Consider the following 15,575-nt stretch of genomic DNA (forward strand, 5'->3'; position numbering starts at 1 on the left):
GAGTGGTTGGGGGCGCAGTGTACTAGCAGAACCATTTTTTGGGCTAAAAAGTTGGTTTAGAAGCCGTATTTGGCCACTGCGGGGCCCTAATGGCGGAGCAGCAAGCCGTTGCGCCTCGCCCGGCGCAGGGCCCCAGTGCCCTCAACGCCGGCGCGGCTTAGGATTTCCTTAGCCCGGGCTTAAGATTTGGTTAAGCCGGCCCGCGCCGGGCCGGGGCCCCGGCCCGGCCGCCCCGCCCCTACGCAGAAGGCCGCCCAACGCAACGTTGGGCGGCCTTTTCAATTAGCCAAAACCTGGGGGCCCTATTGGGCGGGCGGCACGGCAGGCAGCACCTGCACGTCGAGGAAGCTGTCGCCGAACACGGTGTGGGTGGCCTTCACGTAGTCGCTCTCGGCGGCTTTGTAGGGGTTGGGCACGAAGGTCTGGGGGTTGCGGGCGATGAACGGGAACCAGGTGCTCTGCACCTGCACCATGATGCGGTGGCCCTTTTTAAAGGTGTGGAGCACGTCCTGCAAGCGGAAATCGACGGCCGTTTTCTGGCCTGCCACCATCGCCTCGGGCTTCTCGAAGCTGTTGCGGAAGCGGGCCGGCATCACCTCCGAGCGCACCATTTGCCAGTAGTTGCTGAGCATGATGCTCTTGTTGGGCATGTAGGGGTTGTTGGGCTCGTCGGCCGGGTACACGTCGATGAGCTTCACCACCCAGTCGGCGTCGGTGCCCGAGGTGGCCACCTTCAGGTTGGCCATTATCTCGCCGCCCAGCGTCACGTCGTCGGCCAGCACGTCGGTTTGGTACACCAGCACGTCGGGGCGGCGGCCGGCGAAGCGCTGGTCCTCGCTCATGTAGTTGTGGGGCGTGAAGCCCATGGTCGTCGTCAGGTCCTCGGTGTAGGGCACAGGCTTGAGCGGGTCGCTCACGAAGGTGACGGGCCCCGGGGCCCCCGGCTGCTTATCCAGCTTGCCGTCGGGGCTCAGGTACAGCTTCTGGTGGGTAGCGGCGGCGGCGGGCCATTGCGCAAAGGTGTCCCACTGCTTCTTGCCCGTGTCGTAGAGGTAGGCCTCGGGCAGGCCTGAGTTCTTGTCGCCGTTGCCTTTCAGGAAATGGGCGAAAAACTTGGCCTCGATGTTTTTCTGGTAGAACGTGGCGATGCTGTCGCCGAAGTACACGTTGCTGTGCATGGTGTGGCCCGTCTCGCGCGACCAGCGGCCGTGGCCGAAGGGGCCCATTACCAGGGTGTTGTAGGTACCGGGGCTCTTCTTCTCGATGGCGTGGTAAATGGCCAGGGGGCCCCGCAGGTCTTCGGCGTCAAACCAGCCGCCCACGGTCATCACGGCGGGCTTCACGCCGGCGGCGTAGTGCTGGGGCAGGCCACGCTTCTGCCAAAACTCGTCGTAATTGGGGTGGTCGATGGTTTCCTGCCAGAAGAAATTGTTGGCGTAGTACTTATCCGCGTTCTTCAGGGGCCCCAGGTCCAACAAAAACTGGTAGCCGTCCTTGGCCGCGGGCTTGATGAGCTGCGCGTTGTACCAGGCCGTGCTGGTGGTGTCAGTTTTCTGCACCCCAAACACGGGGAACGTGAAAATGTACGACTCCAGGAACGCGCCGTTGTGGTGGAAATCGTCGAAGAAAAAGTCCGACACCGGGGCCTGGGGCGACGACGCCTTCAGGGCCGGGTGGTTGGAGAGGATGCCGGCGGCGGTGTAGAAGCCGGGGTACGAGATGCCCCACTGCCCCACGCGGCCGTTGTTGCTGGCCACCTTCTTCACCAGCCAGTCGATGGTGTCGTAGGTGTCCGAGCCCTCGTCCACGTCCTTCTTGCCCTTCTTCTTGTCGATGACGGGCGTCATGTTCGTCCAGGTGCCCTGGCTTTTCCAGCGGCCCCGCACGTCCTGGTACACAAAGATGTAGCCCTGCTTCATCATGGTTTCGGAGGGCCCCAGGCGGGCCGGAAACCGGGCGGGGCCGTAGGGCGCCACGCTGTAGCAGGTGCGCTGCATCACGATGGGGTACTTCTTGCCCGCGCTGGCATCCTTGGGCGTGTAAATGGCCGTGAACAGCTGCGTGCCGTCGCGCATGGGCACGTACACCTCTTGCTTGGTGTAGTGCGCCTGGGGGTAGGTGGCGGCCGCGGGGGCCGCCGCAGGGGCCTGGGCCAGCAGCGGGCCGCTGCCCAGGGCCAGCAGCCAGGCAAGAATACCGAATTGTTTCATGGGCAAGGGGTTAGGGATGGAGAATGAGGGCAAACAACCAGGGCCGCGGCGGGGCCCCGCGGGCGGGGGCCCTACTTATATGTGGCCCCGGGGGTAGCAAATCTAGCAGCGATTCCGTACCTTTGCGCCCCGTTTGGGGCTGATTGTCAGCCCGGGCGGAATTCTTATTCCATTTCCCAAAAACTTCTTTTATGAAAAGCCTCGAGATTGTAGGGTTTAAAAGAGCGAATCTCGGTAAGACGGATGCCAAGGCCCTGCGCCTGGATTCGCAAGTGCCGTGCGTATTGTATGGCGGTACCGAGACGGTGCACTTTTCGGTGCCCGCCATTCTGTTCCGCGAGCTGCTGTACACCCCCGAAGCCCACATCGTGGACTTGAACGTGGAAGGCACGCACTACCGCGCCATTGTGCAGGATTCGCAGTTCCACCCGGTGAACGAAATGCTGCTGCACGTCGATTTCCTGGAGCTGGAAGACGGCAAAGAAGTGAAAATGGACATTCCGATCAAGTACGTGGGCGTGTCGCCGGGCGTGCTGGCCGGTGGCAAGCTGGTGAGCGTGCTGCGCAAGCTGAAAGTGAAAGCCACGGCTGAGAACCTCCCCGACTACGTGGAAGTGAACATCAGCGGCATGGAGCTGGGCAAATCGATCAAGGTGTCGGCCGTGGAGACCAACAACTTCACCATCCTCACCAACCCCCTGGCCCCGATTGCCACCATCACCATCCCGCGCGCCCTGAAAGGCGAGCTGGCCGGCAACAAGTAAAATCACTGATTTGAGCTGATTAACCGTGATTTCGCTGAATCAAGCGGAGTTTGGGAAATCAGTCGAAAAAGGCGCTTCTCCGGAAGCGCCTTTTTCTTTGTCAGGCATTTCCTCTTTTCATTCCGCCCGCAATCCGTTTCCGTCCGTGGTCAATCCGCGAAATCACGGTTAATCAGTTTAATCAGCGATGAAGATTTTAGTCCTTGCCCTGGGCAACATCGGCCCCGAATATGCCGACACGCGCCACAACATCGGGTTCATGGTGGCCGATTACATGGCCGCCAAATTCGACGCGCCCCGGTTTGCGGTGGGCCGCCACGCCTTCACCACCGAAATCAAAAGCAAGGGCCACACCTACGTCCTCGTCAAGCCCACCACCTTCATGAACCTGAGCGGCAAAGCTGCCGCGCACTGGCTCAGCACGTTGAAGATTCCAGTCGAGAACATGGTCGTCGTGACCGACGACCTGGCCCTGCCTTTCGGCAAGCTGCGCCTCAAGGGCCAGGGCTCGGCCGGGGGCCACAACGGCCTCAAGGACATCCAGGCCACGCTGGGCACCGACGTGTACGCGCGCCTGCGCTTCGGCGTCGACGCCAACTTCCCCAAGGGCCGGCAGATCGATTACGTGCTCGACCCGTTCAGCGCCGACGAGCGCATTGAGCTGCCCACCCGCATCGAGAAAGCCGCTGATGCTATACTAGCGTTTGGGGCCCTGGGCTTAGAGCGCGCCATGAACGTGGTGAACGTGAAATAGCGAATGGGGCCCCGCGGTGCGCAATTGCGCACCGCGGGGCCCCATTCGCTATTTATTAATTACCCTATTAATTAATTGCGCTGCCGTTGCGCACCGCTTTGCCGGGCTGCATCAGGGCCAGGCTGCCGTCGGCATTTTCGGCCATCAGCAGCATGCCCTGGCTTTGGATGCCTTTGAGCTCGCGGGGCAGCAAATTGAGCAATACTTGCACCTGCTGGCCAATTAATTCTTCGGGCGTGAAATGCTCGGCAATGCCGCTCACAATGGTGCGCTGCTCCAAACCCAAGTCGACAGTGAGCTTGAGGAGCTTCTTGGTTTTGGCCACCTTTTCGGCTGCTACCACGGTGCCCACGCGCAGGTCCATCTTCTGGAAATCGTCGAAGCTCACGGCGGGCTTGGCCTCCGCTACCGGCGCGTTGGCCAGCAAATTGGCCTGTTTGGTATCGAGCAGCTTTTGCACCTGCGCCTCCACCGTGGCATCCTCAATTTTAGCGAATAGCAGCGCCGGTTCGCGCAATTGGTGGCCGGCTACCAGGGCGTCGGGGCGGCCCGCAGCGGCCCAGGGCCCCGCTTCAATGCCCAGCATGGTACCCAGCTTTTCCGCCGATTCGGGCAGGAAGGGCCCCAGCGTAGGCACCAGGGCGGCCGCAATTTGCAGGGCCACGTGCAGCACGGTGCCGGTGCGTGCCGCGTCGGTCTTAATTAAATGCCAGGGCTGGGTATCGGCCAGGTATTTATTACCCAGGCGCGCCAAGTTCATCACCTCGGCCAGGGCGTCGCGGAAGCGGTAGTTCTCAATCAATTCGCCAATCTTGGCCGGGAACGCGGCCAACTGCCGCAGCGCCTCCTGGTCAATGTCCAGCAATTCGCCCGCAGCGGGCACTCGGCCCTCAAAGAATTTATGCGTGAGCACCACCGCCCGGTTCACGAAATTGCCCAGCGTGGCCACCAGCTCGTTATTATTACGGGCCTGGAAGTCCTTCCAGGTGAAGTCGTTGTCTTTGGTTTCGGGGGCGTTGGCGCACAGCACGTAGCGCAGCACGTCGGCCTGGCCGGGGAAATCCTGCAAGTACTCGTGCAGCCACACCGCCCAGTTGCGCGAAGTGCTGATTTTGTCACCTTCCAAATTCAGGAATTCGTTGGCGGGCACGTTATCGGGCAAAATGTAGCCGCCGTGCGCCTTCAGCATGGCCGGGAAAATAATGCAGTGGAACACGATATTGTCTTTGCCAATGAAGTGCACCAGCTTGCTGCCCGCGTCTTTCCAGTACAATTCCCACTCGTCGGGAAATGCCTCCTTGGTGGCCGAAATGTAGCCGATGGGCGCATCGAACCACACGTATAGCACCTTGCCCTCGGCCCCGGGCAGCGGCACGGGCACGCCCCAATCGAGGTCGCGCGTGACGGCGCGCGGGTGCAGGCCCTGGTCAATCCACGACTTGCACTGGCCGTACACGTTGGTTTTCCAGTCGTTTTTGTGGCCCTCCACAATCCACTCGCGCAGCCAGGGCTCGTACTCGTCGAGCGGCAGGAACCAGTGCTTGGTATCGCGCAGCACCGGGTGGGCCCCGCTGAGCATGCTGCGCGGATTAATTAATTCGGTGGGGCTGAGCGACGTGCCGCAGCGCTCGCACTGGTCGCCGTAGGCGTTTTCGTTGCCGCAATTGGGGCACGTGCCCACGATGTAGCGGTCGGCCAGAAACTGCTGGGCCTGCTCGTCAAAATACTGCTGCGTGGTTTGCTCAATAAACTTACCGTCGTGGTAGAGCTTAAGAAAAAACTCACTGCTGACGGCCGCGTGCGTGGCCGACGAGGTGCGCGAATACACATCGAACGACACGTTGAAATCGCGGAACGAATCGCGGATCAGCGCGTGGTATTTATCGACCACCTGCTGGGGCGTAACGCCTTCTTTCTGGGCCCGAATGGTGATGGGAACCCCGTGCTCATCAGAGCCGCAAATAAATTTTACGTCGCGGCCCGCCGCCCGCAAATAGCGCACATAAATATCGGCGGGCAGGTATACGCCGGCCAAATGGCCGATGTGCACGGGGCCGTTGGCGTAAGGCAAAGCCGCCGTAACGGTGTAGCGCTGAGGAAGAACAGCCATAAAAACGAAGGTTGAAAGCAGCAATTGAACTGCACCGGCTGAAAGAGAAATTAATTCCGGTGGCGCAGCGTCAAACGATTAATTAAGCAAAAGCAAAAAAGAATTAAAATTAAATTCAGGGGAAACTTCGGCAAACCTATTTGCGGTGGTATTTAAATTTTATATTTGGCGCTAACTAGTGACATTAACACCGAAGATTCTACCCTGTTTGGTGCGAGCGCACATTTCATTTACCTTTTTCTCATCATGAAAAAACCTGCTCCATCCGTGAAAGCGGAGAAAAAAACCAAGCGCACGCCGGCCGAAAAAACCCAGCAAAAATCTGAGAAGGCCGCTAACAAAGCCAGCGCCGACCTCAAAGATGACCAGGCCGACAAGAAAGCCAGCCAGAAAAAATCGTTGCGCTCGGCTGCCAAGCAGCTGCAGAAAGAGCTCGACGGCCGGATGAACGCAGTGGTAGCCCGCATCCGCAAAGAAACGAAGGCCAAGCTGAAGGAAGTGGTGCGCGAAGCCACCCGCCGCCTCGACGGCGACACGGAGCGCATGTTTGAGCAGGCGCTGCACACCATCATGCAGCAATACGACGCCCCCGCGCCCACCGGCGAAACCTTCGCCGGGGCCCCCAGCAAGGGTGCTAAGAGCAGCAAAACGAAGAAAAGCAGCCCCTCGCGCGAGGCTTCGGCCCCCTCCCCTGCCGCCACCGAGGCGCCCGCCACTGACACTGCCGCCGCCGAGGCCCCCGCCGAAGCCGCGCCCGCCGCTGCGCCCCAGGCTGCCACCGCTAACAAGCGGGGCCCCAAGCCCGCCGCTGCCGCCGCCGCTACCAAGCCGGCCGCCCCCGCCGCTAAGCGCAGCACCAAAGCCCCCGCCGAAACCGCCCCCAGGAAGCGGGGCCCCAAGCCCGGCACGCCGGCCACCGGCGCCAAGCGCGGCCCCAAGCCCCGCGCCGAGCAAGCCGCCCCCGAAGCCACGGCTCCCGAGCCGGAAACCACCGACCTGCTGAATTCATCGGACAGCGCCAGCACCGGTGAGGTTAGAGAATAGCTTCTGCTAGGCGCTACCCACCAAAAAGCCGGCCCGCTGCTTCCCTCTTGGGGACGCGGCGGGCCGGCTTTTTGGCGGGTGGGGGCCCCGGCGGGGCTACGGCTGGCGGCCCAGCGTGTCGCCCTCGTAGCGGATGCGGCGGATGCGGGTTTCGGGCGTGGTGGTGTTGGCCGAGTTGGTGCCCAGGGTTTCGACGCGCTGGCGGGAATTGATGTCGGCGGCCTGCTCGCCCAGGCGCACGCGGCCGAGGGTGGCGTCGGGCACGGCTGCGCCGGCCCCATTGTAGCCGCCGTTGCTGTTGTAGATGGCGCGGCGGTCGGCGTCGGAGTTGACGGCGGTGGGCGTGACGCGCGGGGCGGCCATTTCCGAAGTTTGCTCGGTGGCGGTGCAGGCCCCCAGGCCGGCGGCGGCGCTCAGGCCCGCGAGGAGTCGAAGTAGTTTCATAATTCCGGAATGACGCAAAACGGCCGCCCAGCAGTGGGCGGCCGTTGCTTCAAACGCGGGGCGGGGCCTGGGGGTTGGGGCCCGGCTACGCGGCCACCGGGGCCATTGCCGCCAGCACGCCGTCCCAGAGGGCCATGCGGGCCTCCAGGCTGCGCTGGGCCACGTTTTGGGCGGCCTGCCAGCGCAGTGAATCGTCGGCGCACAGCTCGCGCACCATCTGCTGGGCCAGGGGCGTGTGCACCTCCTCATCGAGCTGGATGTGGCGGTCGAGGTAGTAAATAAACGTGTCGAGCTGGCCGGGGAACTGCGTTTGCAAGCGCCCCACCAGCTGCCGGAACATGTCGGGAATTAGGTCCTCGCGGCCGTAGGTGAAGGCGGCGGCCACCGCGTGCGGCTGCCCGGCCCCGATGATGTCGAAGGTGGTGTTCACGAACTGCTGCACCGATGCGGGGGCCCCGGCGGCCTCCAGGGCGGCGGCCACCGGCTGGCCGGTGGCCAGCGCGGCCAGCAGCCGTTCGGCGGGCGCGGTATCGGCGCCGCACTCGCGCATGGCTTGCAAGTATAGCTCGAAGTGGCTGGTGGGGCGGCCCTGCGGGTCCACGTCCGACTCTTCCTCCAACACAATCTCGTTGATGAGGCGGCGGGTGGCGGGGTTGGCCGTGGGGTACCAGGGCAGCGTCACGCAAGTCAGGTCGCGCTGCAAGGCTTTCAGCAGCGACATAAAATCCCACACCGCAAATACGTGGTGCGACATGAACAGCCGCAGGTCGTCGAGCGACTGAATCTGGCCGTAGAGGCCGTGGGCCAGCAGGCGCTGGCGGGTGGGCAGCAGGCCCGCTTGCAGGGCCTCGGTGGTGTTGGAAGTGGGCGACATGGGCAGGGTAAGTATGGATAAATGAAGCTGGTTATAAAAAATCCCGCCGGGCCCCTACTTCACTTGCGGGCCGGGGCCCCGGCGGGCCCGTGCAAAAGCCGCCCCTGCGCAAAGGCAGAAGCGGCTTTGACGCCGGCAAACCAACGACTTAAAAAATTATTTCTTCTCGAACACCATCGCGTTGCCGTCCATGCAGTACCGCTCGCCGGTGGGCTTGGGGCCGTCGCTGAACACGTGGCCGAGGTGGCCGCCGCACTTGGCGCACACAATCTCGTCGCGGCTCATGCCGAAGCTCTCGTCCGACTTCACCTTCAGGCTATTGTTGTTGGCCGGGGCCCAAAAGCTGGGCCAGCCGGTGCCCGAATCGAACTTGGTGGCCGAGCTGAACAGCAGGTTGTGGTCGGCGGCGCAGTAGTAGGTGCCGGCGGCGTGGTTGTCGTGGTACTTGCCCGTGAACGGCCGCTCCGTGCCCTCCTCCCGCAGGATGTAGTATTGGTCGGGGGTGAGCTGCTTGCGCCATTCGGCGTCGGTTTTTTGCACCGGAAATTCGCCGGGCTTGCCCGTGACGGCGGCGGGCTTGGGGTAGGTGCCGGGGGCAGCCGTTTGGCCCTTGGGGGTGGCCAGGGCCAGGGCATCGGCCCGCTGCTGCGAGCAGGCCACATTGAGGGTGAGGGCGGAAACGACGAAAAACAACAGGGCGGAGCGCATGAGCGAAAGAGGATTGGTTTTAGGAGATAAGCTGAACTAACCCAACATACGAAGCCGGGCCCCAGTTCGGTCGGCGGGTGGCAATCGCAAACGCGCCGGGAACCATCCGCCCCACTTAACCAATTTAACGCTACGCCCTTGGCTGCGCGGCCGCACGCCAGGGCCCCCAGGGGTTAAGACTTGATTACCACGAGGCTTTGCGCCTTTTTATATGTACCTTTGCACCCGCAAAAACAACCCATATGGCCAACAATATTCGGAACATTGCCATCATCGCTCACGTTGACCACGGCAAGACTACTCTGGTGGATAAGATTATCCACGCTTCTAAGATTTTCGACGCCCACCAGCAGTTCGACGACCTGATCCTCGACGACAACCCCCTGGAGCGCGAGCGTGGCATTACCATCGTTTCCAAAAACGTATCGGTACGCTACAACGGCACCAAAATCAACATCATTGACACCCCTGGTCACGCCGACTTCGGCGGCGAGGTAGAGCGCGTGTTGAAGCTAGCCGACGGCGTGCTGCTGCTCGTGGATGCCTTCGAAGGCGCCATGCCGCAGACCCGCTTCGTGCTCGGCAAAGCCATTGCCCTGGGCCTGAAGCCCATCGTGGTGGTGAACAAAGTGGACAAAGAGAACTGCCGCCCCGACGAGGTGCACGAGCAGGTGTTCGACCTCATGTTCAACCTCGGCGCTTCGGAAGACCAGCTTGATTTCGTGACCCTGTACGGTTCTTCGAAGCAGGGCTGGATGAGCACCGACTGGAAGGTGAAGACCGACAACCTGATTCCGTTGCTCGACGCGGTTATCTCCTCGATTCCGCCCGCCCCGACCTTGGAAGGCACACCCCAGATGCAGATCACCTCGCTCGACTACTCGTCGTTCGTGGGCCGCATCGCCATCGGCCGCGTGCACCGCGGTACGCTGAAAGAAGGCTCGAACATGAGCCTGATGAAGGCGGATGGTAGCATCAAGAAAGTAAAGATTCGCGAGCTGCACGTGTTTGAAGGCCTCGGCCGCGTGAAAGTGGACGAAGTAAGCAGCGGCGAAATCTGCGCCGTGTCGGGCATCGAAGGCTTTGACATCGGCGACACGCTGGCCGACGCTGACAACCCCGAGCAACTCGAGCGCATCAGCATCGACGAGCCGACGATGAACATGCTGTTCACCATCAACAACTCGCCGTTCTTCGGCAAGGAGGGCAAGTTTGTGACCTCGCGCCACCTGCGCGACCGCCTGTTCAAGGAGACTGAGAAAAACCTCGCCCTGCGCGTGGAATCGACCGACAAAGAGGACACCTTCCTCGTGTTTGGCCGCGGCATTCTGCACTTGTCGGTGCTGATTGAAACCATGCGCCGCGAAGGCTACGAGCTGCAAGTGGGCCAGCCCCAGGTGCTGTTCAAAGAAGACGACAACGGCAAGCGCACCGAGCCCATCGAGCTGCTCGTGGTGGACGTGCCCGAGGAATCGGCCGGCAAGGTGATTGAGCTGGTGAGCATGCGCAAAGGCGAAATGACCATTATGGAGCCCAAGGGCGACTTGCAGCACTTGGAATTCACCATTCCGTCGCGTGGCCTGATCGGCCTGCGTAACAACGTGCTGACCGCCACCGGCGGCGAGGCCATCATGAACCACCGCTTCGTGGACTACGAAGAGCACAAGGGCCCCATCCCCGGCCGCATCGCTGGTTCGCTGATTTCGTTGGAGACGGGCCCCGGCACCGCCTACACGATTGACAAACTGCAGGACCGCGGCTCGTTCTTCGTCGATCCGGGCGAGGAAGTGTACGGCGGCCAGGTAATCGGCGAGCACACCCGCCCGAACGACCTGACCGTGAACATCCAGAAAGGCAAGAAGCTGACCAACATGCGCGCGTCGGGCACCGACGATAACGCCAAGATTGTGCCCAAGCGCCAGTTCTCGCTGGAAGAAGCCATGGAGTACATCCAGAAGGACGAGTACCTGGAAGTGACGCCGAAGTCGATCCGGATGCGCAAAATCCTGCTCGACGAAAACGAGCGCCTGCGCTACGCCAAAACGGCCGAGTAGTCTATTAGATTTTTTTGAAGAAAGGGGCGCGGCTTTGGTCGCGCCCCTTTTTTATTGGTCGTTGCCGTTAAAAGGCACTTCCCACCTTTTCCTCTCGATATGAACCCCACCCCCCTGCAGCAGTTCGTTCAACATTTCACCGGCGCCAACGCCGCCGCCACCGAGCGGGTGAGCGCCCGGCTGGCCCTGGTGCTCGCCGACCCAGAGGCGTACCAAACGGAGTTTGCTGAGGAGCTTGCCGAGCGGGGCATGGCCGGGGCCCTACCCGCGCAAGAACTGCGCGACGTGGCCCTGCTCGACGCCCTGCTGGCCGACGACCTGGCTTGGGAAAGCGACGAGCAGGACACCCCCGCCGAACTCACGGAAGCCCTCAACGACATCCTGGCGCAGCAGGGGCAGGGCGTGGCCTTGGCCCCGGGGGCCCTGGCCGGCCGCCGCGGCGCGGGCCCTGAGCAACTCGACGCCGTGCAGGACGCGCTGGAGGCGCTGGGCCGGGCGCTGGTGCTGTTCACGCTCGACAGCGACGTGTTTCCGCTGGGCGTGGTGGCCGATGCGCAGGCGGAGGCCGTGCGCCAGCAGGCCGGGGCCCTGGGCTTTGGCCTAACGGTGTACTAGCCCGCGCACCCTGGGGCCCTAAACAAGGCCCTGCGTAACTGGTTGAGAAACCGGTCCTGGCACTGCGGGACCGGTTTTTTCATTTCTCACCACTTGCCCTTACTGCCATGGACCGCGCTACCGTCACCACTAAAATCATTGCCGCCAAAGTGAGAAACGGCCTGCGCTGGGCCGACGTGGCCCAGGAAATGGGCCTGAGCAAGGAATACGCCACCGCCGCCCTGCTCGGCCAGATGAAGCTGACCGCCGACCAGGCCGCCGTGGCCAAGCGCGTGTTCGGCCTCGACGACGAGGAGACTGCGTGGCTGCAAATTGTGCCCTACAAAGGCTCGCTGCCCACCGCCGTGCCCACCGACCCGCTCATCTACCGCTGGTACGAGCTGGTGAACGTGTACGGCACCACCATTAAGGAATTGATCAGCGAGGAGTTTGGCGACGGCATCATGAGCGCCATCGACTTTTCGATGGACATCACCCGCGAACCGCACGCCAACGGCGACCGGGTGAACGTGGTGCTAAGCGGCAAGTTTTTGCCGTATAAATCCTACTAAGCGGCGGCGCAACCGGGGAGCAGGCGTAGCTTTCGGGCTAAATCTGCTTCCCCATGCCCCGTTCCGCTCCCCCGCTGAAGACCCTGGCCGCTGCCCTGCTGCTGCTGGCCGCCCGCCCCGCCACCGCCCAAACCCGGCACGAGTACCTGCTCGACACCGACTGGAAATTCAGCAAGGGCGACGTGGCCGGGGCCCAAAACCCGGCCTTCAAGGACGCGAAGTGGCAGACGGTGCGCGTGCCCCACGACTGGGCCATTGCGGGGCCCTTCGACGGCAACAATGACCTGCAGGAGGTGAAGATTGAGCAGAACAACGAGGCCAAGGCCACCCAGAAATCGGGCCGCACGGGCGGGCTGCCGTTCATCGGCACGGGCTGGTACCGGCGGCGGCTGGCGGTGCCCCAGTTTGGGGCCGGCCAGCGTGCGGTGCTTCTCTTCGACGGGGCCATGAGCAACGCCCACGTGTTTGTGAACGGCAAGGAGGTGGGTTTCTGGCCCTACGGCTACAACTCGTTCTCGCTGGATATCACCTCGTTTCTGAACCCCGGCGGCGACAACGTGCTGGCCGTGCGGCTCCAAAACCAGCCCGAGGCCTCGCGCTGGTACCCCGGCGCCGGCCTCTACCGCAACGTGCACCTGATTGTGACCGACGACGTGCACATCCCCGTGTGGGGCACGTACCTGACTACGCCCACCATCACCGCCGAGTTTGCCAAGGTGAAGCTGCGCACCACGGTGGCCACGCCCACGGGGGCCTTCCAGGCGCTGCGCCTCGACACGGAAATCCGCGACGCGGCCGGCCAGGTGGTGGCCACCACCAGCACGCCGCTGGCCGCCACCGACGGGCTGGAGTTTGAGCAAAACCTGGCAGTACCCAAGCCCAAATTGTGGTCCCCCGAAACGCCGGTGCTGTACACGGCTTCGTCGAAGCTCTACGCCGGCGACGCGCTGAAGGACACTTATACTACGCGCTTCGGCATCCGCTCGTTCAAGTTTGAGGCGGGCAAGGGCTTCTCGCTAAACGGGCAGCCGCGCAAGTTCAAGGGCGTGTGCAACCACCACGATTTGGGGCCCCTGGGCGCGGCCATCAACGTGGCCGCCCTGCGCCGGCAGCTCACGCTGCTCAAGGACATGGGCTGCGACGCCATCCGCACCAGCCACAACATGCCCGCCCCGGAACTGGTGAGCCTGTGCGACGAAATGGGCTTCATGATGATGGTGGAGTCGTTTGACGAGTGGAAGACGCCCAAGGTGAAGAACGGCTACAGCCAGTACTTCGACGAATGGAGCGAAAAGGACCTGGTGAACATGGTGCACCGCGACCGCAACCACCCCTCGGTGATTATGTGGAGCATCGGCAACGAGGTGCCCGACCAGAGCGCGCCCGGCGGCAACAAAATTGCCAAGCGCCTGCAAGACATTGTGCACCGCGAGGACCCCACCCGCCCCGTGACGGCCGGCATGGACCGCATCGACGCGGTCATCAACAACAACTTCGCCTCGTTGCTCGACATTGCCGGCTTCAACTACAAGCCCGCCCAGTATGAGAAAGCCAACGAGAAACTACCCCAGGGCTTCCTGCTGGGCACCGAAACGGCCTCCACGGTGAGCAGCCGCGGCGTGTACAAATTCCCGGCGGTGCTGGCCAAGCAGAAGATGTACGACGACAACCAGTCGTCGAGCTACGACCTGGAGGCCTGCGTGTGGTCGCAGACGCCGGACGAGGAATTTGCGAAGCAGGACGACCTGAAGTTTGTCATCGGCGAGTTTGTGTGGACGGGCTTCGACTACTTGGGCGAGCCCACGCCCTACGACGAGAAGTGGCCTTCGCACAGCTCCTACTTCGGCATCATCGACTTGGCCACCATGCCCAAGGACCGCTACTACCTGTACCGGGCCCGCTGGAACACCACCGCCCCCACCCTGCACCTGCTGCCCCACTGGACCTGGCCCGGCCGCGAGGGCCAGGTAACGCCGGTGTACTGCTACACCAACGCGCCCTCGGCCGAGCTATTTGTGAACGGCGTGAGCCAGGGCCGCCAAACCAAGGGGCCCTCCGACCAGCCCCAGACGCGCTACCGCTTGATGTGGAAGGACGTGAAGTACGCCCCCGGGGCCCTGAAAGTGGTGGCCTACGATGCCCAGGGCAAGGCCGTGGGCGAGGAAACCGTGAAGACGGCCGGCAAGCCCGACCACATCCGCCTGGTGGCCGACCGCCCCGCCCTCGCCGCCGACGGCCAGGACCTGGCCTACGTCACGGCTCGGGTGGAAGACGCCCAAGGCAACCTCTGCCCCGACGCGACCCCCGAGCTGAAGTTTGCCGTGAGCGGCGCCGGAACCTTCCGCGCCGTGGGCAACGGCGACGCCACCAACCTGGAGCCCTTCCAGAAGCCCCAAATGAAAGCCTTCGGGGGCCAGGTGATGGCCATTGTGCAAGCCAGCACCAAGCCCGGGGCTCTGCGCCTGAAGGCCACCGGCGCGGGCCTGAAGGGCGGCGAAATCGAAATCAAAACCAGCACTGCCGCGCAGTAGCCTTGCCTGAATTACAAACGCAGAACTGCCGCGTTGGGGCCCCCAGCGCGGCAGTTCTGCGTTTGTAACCAAAGTAATTAGGCGCCGGCCTGGCGCTGGCGCACGGCCTCGAAGGCCAGCACGGCGCCGGCCACGCTCACGTTGAGCGAGTCGATGCGGCCCATCATGGGGATGATGACGGTTTCGTCGCAGGCGGCTTGGGCGGCGGGCGTCAGGCCGTCGGCTTCGGTGCCGAGCACCAGGGCGGTGGGGCCGCGGAAGTCGCACGCGGTGTAGGGGCGGGCGCGGGGCGTGAGGGCGGCGGCATAGGTGCGCACGCCCTTTTCCTGCAAAAAAGCCAGGATTTCCGCCATCGGCGCGGCCACCAGCGGCACCGTGAACACGCAGCCGATGCTGGCCCGGATGGCGTTGGGGTTGAACAAATCGGTGCGCGGGTCGCCGATGAGCACGGCGTCGACCGGGGCGGCGTCGGCCGTGCGCAGGATGGCGCCGAGGTTGCCGGGCTTCTCCACGGCTTCCAGCACCAGCACCAGCGGGTTGGGCGGCAGGCGCAGGCTGGCCAGGGGGCGGGCGGGGGTGCGCAGCACGGCCAGCACGCCGTCGGAGCCCTCGCGGTAGGCCAGCTTTTCGAACACCGGGCGCGTGAGCTCCAGCCACTCGGGCCGGCCGGCCTCGGCGGCAAACAGGGCTTGCAGGGCCCCGGCGGTGGGGGCCCCGGCCAGCTCGGGGCAGGTGTAGAGGGCGGCCACGGCCACGCCCGCGCCCACGGCAATGGTGAGCTCGCGCAGGCCTTCGACGAGGGTGAGGCCTTGGGTGCGGCGCTCGGCGGCTTTTTGCTGGAGGCGGGCCAGGGCCTTCACGCGGGGGTTTTGGGGGCTGCTGAGGCGGTCGAGCGGGGCAAAGGGCATGGCGCGAA

The 15,575-nt window shown here is 63.4% G+C and carries 13 protein-coding genes; 7 read left to right on the forward strand and 6 right to left on the reverse strand.

Translation table 11 applies throughout. From position 1 onward, the window contains the following. Positions 1-302: 302 nt before the first annotated feature. Positions 303-2,210, reverse strand: a complete 1,908-nt coding sequence (locus tag EAH73_RS03760; RefSeq protein ID WP_140465133.1) for a CocE/NonD family hydrolase — start codon at positions 2,208-2,210, stop codon at positions 303-305. A 191-nt stretch (positions 2,211-2,401) separates the two neighbouring features. On the opposite strand from EAH73_RS03760, the gene EAH73_RS03765 reads away from it, so the two are divergent. Together EAH73_RS03765 and pth are read left to right on the forward strand one after the other, a co-directional pair. Beyond that, positions 2,402-2,974, forward strand: a complete 573-nt coding sequence (locus EAH73_RS03765; protein WP_140465134.1) for a 50S ribosomal protein L25/general stress protein Ctc — start codon at positions 2,402-2,404, stop codon at positions 2,972-2,974. A 187-nt stretch (positions 2,975-3,161) separates the two neighbouring features. Then, on the forward strand, positions 3,162-3,728 hold the full coding sequence (gene pth, locus EAH73_RS03770; RefSeq protein ID WP_140465135.1) for an aminoacyl-tRNA hydrolase: 567 nt from the start codon (positions 3,162-3,164) through the stop codon (positions 3,726-3,728). A 67-nt stretch (positions 3,729-3,795) separates the two neighbouring features. Here pth and metG read toward each other — a convergent pair whose 3' ends face one another. Continuing rightward, on the reverse strand, positions 3,796-5,838 hold the full coding sequence (gene metG, locus EAH73_RS03775; protein WP_140465136.1) for a methionine--tRNA ligase: 2,043 nt from the start codon (positions 5,836-5,838) through the stop codon (positions 3,796-3,798). Between the two features lie 246 nt (positions 5,839-6,084). Between metG and EAH73_RS03780 the strand changes: the two genes are divergently transcribed. Then, positions 6,085-6,882, forward strand: a complete 798-nt coding sequence (locus EAH73_RS03780) for a hypothetical protein (RefSeq protein ID WP_140465137.1) — start codon at positions 6,085-6,087, stop codon at positions 6,880-6,882. Between the two features lie 96 nt (positions 6,883-6,978). On the opposite strand, the gene EAH73_RS03785 is transcribed toward EAH73_RS03780, so the two are convergent. The 3 genes from EAH73_RS03785 to msrB form a co-directional block, all read right to left on the reverse strand. Continuing rightward, positions 6,979-7,326, reverse strand: coding sequence for a hypothetical protein (locus tag EAH73_RS03785; RefSeq protein WP_140465138.1), 348 nt, complete (start codon positions 7,324-7,326; stop codon positions 6,979-6,981). Between the two features lie 85 nt (positions 7,327-7,411). Beyond that, complete coding sequence (locus tag EAH73_RS03790; RefSeq protein ID WP_140465139.1) at positions 7,412-8,200, reverse strand: DUF3050 domain-containing protein; 789 nt, start codon at positions 8,198-8,200, stop codon at positions 7,412-7,414. A gap of 156 nt (positions 8,201-8,356) precedes the next feature. After that, entirely contained in the window at positions 8,357-8,908 is a 552-nt protein-coding gene (gene msrB / locus EAH73_RS03795) for a peptide-methionine (R)-S-oxide reductase MsrB (RefSeq protein ID WP_140465140.1), read from the reverse strand. A 242-nt stretch (positions 8,909-9,150) separates the two neighbouring features. On the opposite strand from msrB, the gene typA reads away from it, so the two are divergent. From typA to galB, 4 genes are all read left to right on the forward strand, one after another. Beyond that, entirely contained in the window at positions 9,151-10,962 is a 1,812-nt protein-coding gene (gene typA, locus EAH73_RS03800; RefSeq protein WP_140465141.1) for a translational GTPase TypA, read from the forward strand. 99 nt (positions 10,963-11,061) lie between these two features. After that, positions 11,062-11,577 carry a hypothetical protein gene (locus EAH73_RS03805; RefSeq protein ID WP_140465142.1) on the forward strand — a complete coding sequence of 172 codons (516 nt, stop codon included), beginning with the start codon at positions 11,062-11,064 and terminating at the stop codon, positions 11,575-11,577. Between the two features lie 107 nt (positions 11,578-11,684). Then, the gene (gene cynS, locus EAH73_RS03810) at positions 11,685-12,128 is read left to right on the forward strand and encodes a cyanase (protein WP_140465143.1); all 444 of its coding nucleotides are present in this window, start codon (positions 11,685-11,687) and stop codon (positions 12,126-12,128) included. A 53-nt stretch (positions 12,129-12,181) separates the two neighbouring features. Beyond that, the gene (gene galB, locus EAH73_RS03815) at positions 12,182-14,659 is read left to right on the forward strand and encodes a beta-galactosidase GalB (RefSeq protein ID WP_140465144.1); all 2,478 of its coding nucleotides are present in this window, start codon (positions 12,182-12,184) and stop codon (positions 14,657-14,659) included. A gap of 77 nt (positions 14,660-14,736) precedes the next feature. Here the strand turns inward: galB and EAH73_RS03820 are convergent, their stop codons facing one another. Next, a complete protein-coding gene (locus tag EAH73_RS03820; protein ID WP_140465145.1) occupies positions 14,737-15,567 on the reverse strand; it encodes a TrmH family RNA methyltransferase in 831 nt (276 codons plus the stop codon). Positions 15,568-15,575 lie beyond the last annotated feature (8 nt).

It is taken from the genome of Hymenobacter nivis (genome assembly GCF_006439025.1).
Lineage (GTDB): Bacteria > Bacteroidota > Bacteroidia > Cytophagales > Hymenobacteraceae > Hymenobacter > Hymenobacter nivis_A.

Excerpts from the sequence above, each read along its gene's own strand:
- EAH73_RS03805 (WP_140465142.1), top strand. The coding sequence starts at position 11,062 with ATGAACCCCACCCCCCTGCAGCAGTTCGTTCAACATTTCACCGGCGCC.
- EAH73_RS03780 (WP_140465137.1), top strand. The coding sequence starts at position 6,085 with ATGAAAAAACCTGCTCCATCCGTGAAAGCGGAGAAAAAAACCAAGCGC.
- EAH73_RS03760 (WP_140465133.1), bottom strand. The coding sequence starts at position 2,210 with ATGAAACAATTCGGTATTCTTGCCTGGCTGCTGGCCCTGGGCAGCGGC.
- metG (WP_140465136.1), bottom strand. The coding sequence starts at position 5,838 with ATGGCTGTTCTTCCTCAGCGCTACACCGTTACGGCGGCTTTGCCTTAC.
- EAH73_RS03790 (WP_140465139.1), bottom strand. The coding sequence starts at position 8,200 with ATGTCGCCCACTTCCAACACCACCGAGGCCCTGCAAGCGGGCCTGCTG.
- cynS (WP_140465143.1), top strand. The coding sequence starts at position 11,685 with ATGGACCGCGCTACCGTCACCACTAAAATCATTGCCGCCAAAGTGAGA.
- EAH73_RS03765 (WP_140465134.1), top strand. The coding sequence starts at position 2,402 with ATGAAAAGCCTCGAGATTGTAGGGTTTAAAAGAGCGAATCTCGGTAAG.
- EAH73_RS03785 (WP_140465138.1), bottom strand. The coding sequence starts at position 7,326 with ATGAAACTACTTCGACTCCTCGCGGGCCTGAGCGCCGCCGCCGGCCTG.
- EAH73_RS03820 (WP_140465145.1), bottom strand. The coding sequence starts at position 15,567 with ATGCCCTTTGCCCCGCTCGACCGCCTCAGCAGCCCCCAAAACCCCCGC.
- pth (WP_140465135.1), top strand. The coding sequence starts at position 3,162 with ATGAAGATTTTAGTCCTTGCCCTGGGCAACATCGGCCCCGAATATGCC.
- typA (WP_140465141.1), top strand. The coding sequence starts at position 9,151 with ATGGCCAACAATATTCGGAACATTGCCATCATCGCTCACGTTGACCAC.
- msrB (WP_140465140.1), bottom strand. The coding sequence starts at position 8,908 with ATGCGCTCCGCCCTGTTGTTTTTCGTCGTTTCCGCCCTCACCCTCAAT.
- galB (WP_140465144.1), top strand. The coding sequence starts at position 12,182 with ATGCCCCGTTCCGCTCCCCCGCTGAAGACCCTGGCCGCTGCCCTGCTG.